We start from the raw sequence: 6,335 nt of genomic DNA, 5'->3' as shown, positions 1-6,335 counted from the left end.
GGCGCCGCACCGCCCAGACTCGCCGACGCCCGCTCGGCGGCAGTGCCCCGGCCCGCAAGCTCGCCGCCCGCTGGGACCGGCTGAACCCGCGGCGCGCCATCGTCCTCGCCGTCGTCGTCGGATTCGTCGCGCTCACCCTCGCGATGCCGCTGCGCACCTATTTCTCCCAGCGCGCCGAGGCGGGCCAGATGCGCGCGCAGAACGCCGCCCTCGAGCGCGAGATCACCGAGCTCACCCGCAAGGTCAACGAGCAGGGCGATCCGGCGTACACCGAGGCGCAGGCCCGCGGCCGGCTGCAGTACGTCCGCCCCGGAGAGACGCCCTTCGTGCTGGAGATCCCCGGTCGGGAAGCAGCTGCCAAGGAGCGTCGTCGTGAGGCCGAGCGCGTCGCGAACCCGTGGTACGTGAATCTCTGGGACTCGGTGGCCACGCCGCCGGCGAAGTGACGCGCGGTGTCCGTATCCCCGAATGATCTGGCCGTCGTCGCGCAGCAGCTGGGCCGTGACCCGCGCGGGGTCCTGGAGATCAGCTACCGCACGCCCGACGGGCAGCCAGCGGTCGTCAAGACCGCGCCGCGGTTGGCCGACGGCACCCCGTTCCCCACGCTGTACTACCTGACCGACCCGCGGCTGACGGCGGCCGCGAGCCGCCTCGAGTCGTCGGGCGTGATGAAGACGATGAGCGAGCGCCTGACGACGGACGAGGAGCTCGCCGCCGCCTACCGCCGCGCCCACGAGGACTATCTGGCCGAGCGCGACGCGATCGAATCACTGGGCACCGACTTCACCGGCGGCGGTATGCCCGACCGGGTCAAGTGCCTGCACGTGCTGATCGCGCATTCGCTGGCCAAGGGCCCGGGGCTCAACCCGCTCGGCGACGAGGCCGTGTCGCTCGCCTGTGACCAGGGACTGCGCGGCACCGCCCTGCCGGCCGACTGGCCCCGCCTCACCGGTGAGGAGCCGTCGTGACCAGGGTAGGAGCCGTCGACTGCGGCACCAATTCGATCCGTCTGCTGGTCGCCGACCGCGCCGTTGACGGGCTGCGGGACCTGCACCGCGAGATGGTGGTCGTGCGCTTGGGGCAGGGCGTCGATGCGACGGGGCGCTTCGCCGACGAGGCCATCGAGCGCACCCGGGCCGCGCTGGCGGGCTATGCCGCGACGATGCGCGATTTGGGCGTGCAGCGCGTCGACATGGTCGCCACGTCGGCCACCCGTGACGCCGCCAACCGCGACGAGTTCTTCGCCATGACCGCCGAACTGCTCGGGACGGTCGTGCCGGGTGCCGTCGCCCGCGTCATCTCCGGCGACGAGGAGGCGCGGCTGTCGTTCCGCGGTGCCGTCGGCGACCTGGATCCGGCGCTCGGTCCGTTCGCGGTCACCGACTTGGGCGGCGGGTCGACCGAGCTGGTCGTCGGGGATGCCTCCGGTGTCCGCGCGGCCTACTCCGCGAACGTCGGGTGTGTGCGGACCACCGAGCGGTGCCTGCCCGGTGATCCGCCCGGCGAGGACGAGATCGCGGCGGCGCAGGCCTTCATCGACGAGCGACTCGCACCGGCCTTCGCGGCCGTCGACGTCTCCGACGTGCGGACGTGGGTCGGGGTCGCGGGGACGATGACCACGCTGGCCGCGCTGGCCCTGGACCTGCCCGAATACGATCCGCAGCGCATCCACCTGGCACGGGTGCCGCTGGGGCAGTTGGAGCAGATCTGCTGGAGTCTGGTCGACATGCCGCGGGCTCGTCGCGCGGAGCTGGGCGTGATGCACCCGGGGCGGGTGGACGTCATCGGCGCGGGTGCGCTGGTCACCGATGCGCTCGCCAAACAGATGTCGCGCCGGGCGGGTATTGACGAGCTCGTGGTCTCCGAGCACGACATCCTCGACGGGATCGCCCTCAACCTCCTCGACTGACCCGCCGAGCGTGCCCAGATTTTCGTCGAGCGTGTCCAACACATGGAGCCGTCCGGCGGCGCGCTGCGTCTAACTCGTATGAGCACAGATGACGTGTATGCCCGCGAAGAGCATTTTCGACGCTTGGTCGGCAAGCTCCCGCCGATGGATCCGGTTGACCTTCGGCGAATCGACGGCACGACAGCGGTGGGTCGACGGCAGTTGCTCTCGGCACGGGACAGAATCCTGGCGACGGCGTCGAAGGCGCGGGGGAATCCGGTCGTCGGCGGTGTGGCCGCGTCGATCCTGCACGGAAACCCTTGGTTCGATCCGGCGTTTCGCGTCGAATTGCTCCGTGTGCCGTCCGGGTGCGGCAAGCGGCTCGAGGGGCGGGCGTCGCGGCGCTTCGAACTCGCGATCGCGGACGTGATGGAACTCGACGACATTCTGGTCACGACGCCGGTGCGCACTGCATTCGACGTTGGTCGCCTGGTGCCGGAGTGGCGCGGCCTGGGCCAGCTCGACGCGCTGCATCGTGCAACCTCGTTCTCGATACCGCTGTTGAATCGGTACATCCTCGAACACAAAGGGTGGCGCCACATCCGGCAGTTGCGAGCGATCGCTCCGCTCATCGATGGTCGGGCGGAATCACCGCAGGAGAGTTGCCTGCGCTTGTTGATGATTCGCAGCGACCTACCGACTCCCGACCTCCAGATCCCGGTGAGGGACGAGACCGGACGTGTGTTTGCTCGGGCGGACCTCGGCTACGAGGAGCTGCTCATCTGCATCGAGTACGACGGTGCGGAGTTTCACTCGTCTGAGGCTCGGCGCGACCGGGATGCTCGTCGAGATGACAAACTGCGCAACCTGGGATGGCGCGTGATTCGCGTCGACGCCGAGAAACTCTGGGACAAGCCCTGGCTGGTGTTGCGTGAGATCGAGGATGCACTACGCGAACGCGGCGCCTATTAGGGCACGGTCGGCGAAATTCTGGGCACGCTCGGCGGAAAAGTGGGCACGGTCGGCGAGATTCTGGGCACGCTCGGCGAGGATCTGGGGCGACGGTTAGGAGGCGATGTTGCGCTCCAGCGCGTCGACCTTCAGCGTTGCTGCTCCGTGGTCGAGCTGGACGTTGTTGCAGGCCTCGCAGACCGACTCGGGGATCACGCCGTGGCGCTGGAGGAAGCCGAAGGTGATGCAGCCGAGGCAGATGCCGAAGGCGAACTCGAGGAACGCGGCGACGATGAGCAGCCCGATGGTGATCTGGGCGGCCAGGCCCCACCCGAAAAGGCTGAAGACGGTGGCCACCAGGCCGAACACCAGGCCGACCGTCTGCGCGAACCGCTTCGGCGGGCCCGGGACCAGCTTCTCCTTGTTCCAGAGCTTGGGCACGATCACGTGCACCGACAGGCGCCCGAACGGCGAGTACTTCGGACCGCCGGCGACGCGCAGCGCGAATCCGAGCGCCAGGACGGCGTAGAGCCACCACTGGTTCACGACGATCGACGCGATCGCGAGCAGGATCACCAGGCCGGCGGTCGCGCGGGCCGCGTAGTCGTTGACCGGGTTGGGGAACTCGAGAGCCTTCGGAAGAGCCATACCCGCAAGGGTAATGACGGACGGGTCCGACGGCCCAATTGCGCTCAGCGTGACTCTAACCGCGCTCGTCGTCCTCGGTGGTGACCTCGGCGTCGAGGATTTCGACGGTCGACGCGGGCGGTTCCAGCGCCTCGTGCTCGTCGTCGTCGAGGCGTTCGGCCGCCATCGCGTCCAGCCGCGAGGAATCGGCCTTGGCCCTTTTGGCGGCCTCGCGCATCTCGAATCCGTCGGAGATGAGGTCGCCGATCTCCTTGGCGACCTCCACGACGGCGCTGGTGATGATCGTCGCGATCCGCCCGACGCGCGCGGCCGTCCCCTGGACGGCCTCCTGCGCCAAGTCCTTGTTGCGCTCGAGGGCGTCGAAGTCGATCTCGCGCCGCTTCGGCTTGTCGCTGCTCATGGCACCAATCCTAAGACCTGCAAACCCAACGGTTCGGGACAAACCCGACACCCAAACGGTGTGGGGTTTGTCCCGAACTGGTGGGTTTGCGAGCGAGTCAGCTCGCGGTGGCCTTCACGTCGGCGGCACGCTCGATGTTGACGACCAGGTCGTCGTCGTCGCGGGTCCACGAGTTGGGCAGGCTCAGCTTGGCGATCTTCTTCCACGTCGAGCCGAGCTGGTGGCGCAGCTTGCCGGTGTTGTACGGCAGGCCGTGGCGCTCGCAGATCTCGCGGACCTCCTTCGACATCTCCGGGTACCGGTTGGCGGGCACGTCGGGGAACAGGTGGTGCTCGATCTGGTGGCTCAGGTTGCCGCTCATGATGTGGAACAGCTCGCCGCCCTCGATGTTGGCCGAGCCGAGCATCTGGCGGATGTACCACTCGCCGCGGGTCTCGTTCTCGGTCTCCTCCTTGGTGAAGGTCTGCGCACCGGTGGGGAAGTGGCCGCAGAAGATGATCGAGAAGGTCCACAGGTTGCGGACCAGGTTCGCCGACGCGTTGCCGGCCAGCGTCGTGAGGAACAGCGGTCCGGTCAGCGCCGGGAAGATGACGTAGTCCTTGAGGACCTGCTTGCTGGCCTTGCGCCACATGCCGCGGACCAGCCCCTTGACGTCGGACCACTTGCGCTCGCCGGAGATGACGCGCTCGACCTCGAGGTCGTGCAGCATGACGCCCCACTCGAACAGCAGCATGAGCGCTGCCGCATAGCCGAGGTTGCCCAGGTAGTAGGGGTTCCACTTCTGGTCGCGGGCCATGCGCAGGATGCCGTAGCCCACGTCGCGGTCCTCACCGACGATGTTGGTGAAGGTGTGGTGCATGTAGTTGTGGCTGTGCTTCCACTGGTCGGCGGGGCAGACGGTGTCCCACTCGAACTCGCGCGAGTTGTAGGTGTCCTCGCGCATCCAGTCGTACTGGCCGTGCATGACGTTGTGGCCGATCTCCATGTTGTCCAGGATCTTCGACGCGCCGAGCATGCCGACGGCGGCGATCCAGGCCGGCGGGAACCAGCCGGCGTACATGAGGGCGCGGCCACCGATCTCCAGGCCGCGCTGCCACCGGATGATCTTGTAGATGTACTCGCGGTCGGACTCGCCGACGTCGGCCATGATGCGGGCGCGCAGCTCCTCGAGCTCCTGGCCGATCTGCTCGACCTGCTCGTGGGTGAGGTTCACCTCCTTGACCGGGGGGACCTTCTTCTCGTCGCTCTTCACCTCGTAGAGGTGGCTGATCTGGGTTGCCATGATTCTTAAACCTCGATTTCGACGTCGCCAACGGGGGTGTTGACGCAAAGTTGGATGTGCTGGTCGGCCTCGGTGTCCAGTTCGCCGGTGAGGACGTTGCGGGTGCAACCGGACTTCTTGACCTTGGTGCAGGAGAAGCAGATGCCCATGCGGCAGCCGCTCTCCGGGGACAGGCCGGCGGACTCGGCCTGGTCGAGAATGGTGCGGCCGTCGTTCTCGGCGGTCACCTTCGATTCGGTGAAGCTCACCGTGCCGGTGATCGGCTGATTCGGGTCGACGGCGGGCACGGTGAGGGTGAACGCCTCGGTGTGCAGGCGGTCGGCCAAGCCCGCGCCTTCGCAGTGCTCGCGCACCGCGTCCATCAGCGACGCCGGGCCGCACAGGAAGATGTCGGCGTCGGCGGTGTCGACGTCGGCGAGGTGCGCGGCGGTGAAGTGATCCGGGGATGCGCCCCGCGTGTAGTGCAGGCGCAGGTCCAGATTCGGGTTCAGCGCCGCCAGGTTCTGCAGTTCGGCGTGGTAGGCGACATCGTCGGCGCTGCGCGCGTAGTGAACGAACGTCATCGATCCACGGTAGTTGGAGGCGACGAGCGTTCGCAGCATTGAGAGTACGGGTGTAATGCCTGACCCTCCGCTGATGAAGACGACGTTGCGGCCGGGGTTCTCCGGCAGCGTGAAGTCACCGGCGGCCTGGTCGAGGCCGACGACCATGCCCGGGTGCGCGGTCTCGCGCAGGTGGCGCGAGACGAAGCCGTCGTCGTGGGCGGTGATGGTCAGCTCGATGTCGTCGTGACGGTCGCCGGCGGCGTTGGCGGGAGAGAAGCAGCGCATGTGGCGAACACCATCGATAACGGTGCTGAGCTGCACATACTGTCCTGCTTTGTGGCCTTTCCACTGCCGCGTCGGCCGCAGGGTGAGGGTGACGGTGCGCTCGGTGCTCCGGCGGACGCCGATGATCTCGGCACGCAGGTCGCGCCAGGTCATCATCGGGTCGACGAGCTCGAGGTAACGGTCGACGGGGTGGGGGGTGAGGGCGGCCTGGAGGACCGATCCCATCAGACTGGAGATTCGGGTGCTCATGGTGGTTGCCTCCTGTGAGGTCCGAGTAGCGGTTGAGCATTTACAGTGAACGGCTGTACACCCAAAAGTGTGCCATATGTAGCCACC

At 67.6% G+C, this 6,335-nt stretch carries 8 protein-coding genes; 4 read left to right on the top strand and 4 right to left on the bottom strand.

All coding sequences use genetic code 11. From position 1 onward, the window contains the following. The 4 genes from QM634_RS11805 to QM634_RS11790 all read left to right on the top strand — a co-directional run. Positions 1-446 (top strand): FtsB family cell division protein (locus QM634_RS11805; RefSeq protein ID WP_415042972.1); only part of this gene is annotated, 446 nt, incomplete at its 5' end. 6 nt (positions 447-452) lie between these two features. Continuing rightward, positions 453-968, top strand: coding sequence for a DUF501 domain-containing protein (locus QM634_RS11800; RefSeq protein WP_415042971.1), 516 nt, complete (start codon positions 453-455; stop codon positions 966-968). Continuing rightward, complete coding sequence (locus tag QM634_RS11795) at positions 965-1,909, top strand: exopolyphosphatase (protein WP_415042970.1); 945 nt, start codon at positions 965-967, stop codon at positions 1,907-1,909. Before QM634_RS11800 ends, QM634_RS11795 begins: the two co-directional genes overlap by 4 nt. 78 nt (positions 1,910-1,987) lie before the next feature. Then, on the top strand, positions 1,988-2,860 hold the full coding sequence (locus QM634_RS11790) for a DUF559 domain-containing protein (RefSeq protein WP_415042969.1): 873 nt from the start codon (positions 1,988-1,990) through the stop codon (positions 2,858-2,860). Between the two features lie 93 nt (positions 2,861-2,953). Here the strand turns inward: QM634_RS11790 and QM634_RS11785 are convergent, their stop codons facing one another. The 4 genes from QM634_RS11785 to QM634_RS11770 all read right to left on the bottom strand — a co-directional run bounded on the left by QM634_RS11785 (position 2,954) and on the right by QM634_RS11770 (position 6,248). Continuing rightward, complete coding sequence (locus QM634_RS11785) at positions 2,954-3,487, bottom strand: DUF4395 domain-containing protein (protein WP_415042968.1); 534 nt, start codon at positions 3,485-3,487, stop codon at positions 2,954-2,956. Positions 3,488-3,542: 55 nt separating this feature from the next. Further along, the gene (locus QM634_RS11780) at positions 3,543-3,887 is read right to left on the bottom strand and encodes a hypothetical protein (protein ID WP_415042967.1); all 345 of its coding nucleotides are present in this window, start codon (positions 3,885-3,887) and stop codon (positions 3,543-3,545) included. Positions 3,888-3,984: 97 nt separating this feature from the next. Beyond that, the gene (locus tag QM634_RS11775; RefSeq protein WP_415042966.1) at positions 3,985-5,169 is read right to left on the bottom strand and encodes a fatty acid desaturase family protein; all 1,185 of its coding nucleotides are present in this window, start codon (positions 5,167-5,169) and stop codon (positions 3,985-3,987) included. A 5-nt stretch (positions 5,170-5,174) separates the two neighbouring features. After that, a complete protein-coding gene (locus QM634_RS11770; RefSeq protein ID WP_415042965.1) occupies positions 5,175-6,248 on the bottom strand; it encodes a ferredoxin reductase in 1,074 nt (357 codons plus the stop codon). Positions 6,249-6,335 lie beyond the last annotated feature (87 nt).

The sequence above is a fragment of the Gordonia sp. (in: high G+C Gram-positive bacteria) genome (assembly GCF_047606305.1).
GTDB lineage: Bacteria > Actinomycetota > Actinomycetes > Mycobacteriales > Mycobacteriaceae > Gordonia.
The sequence above is the reverse complement of the archived record's forward strand: the minus strand, read 5'-3'. Positions and strand labels throughout refer to the sequence as shown.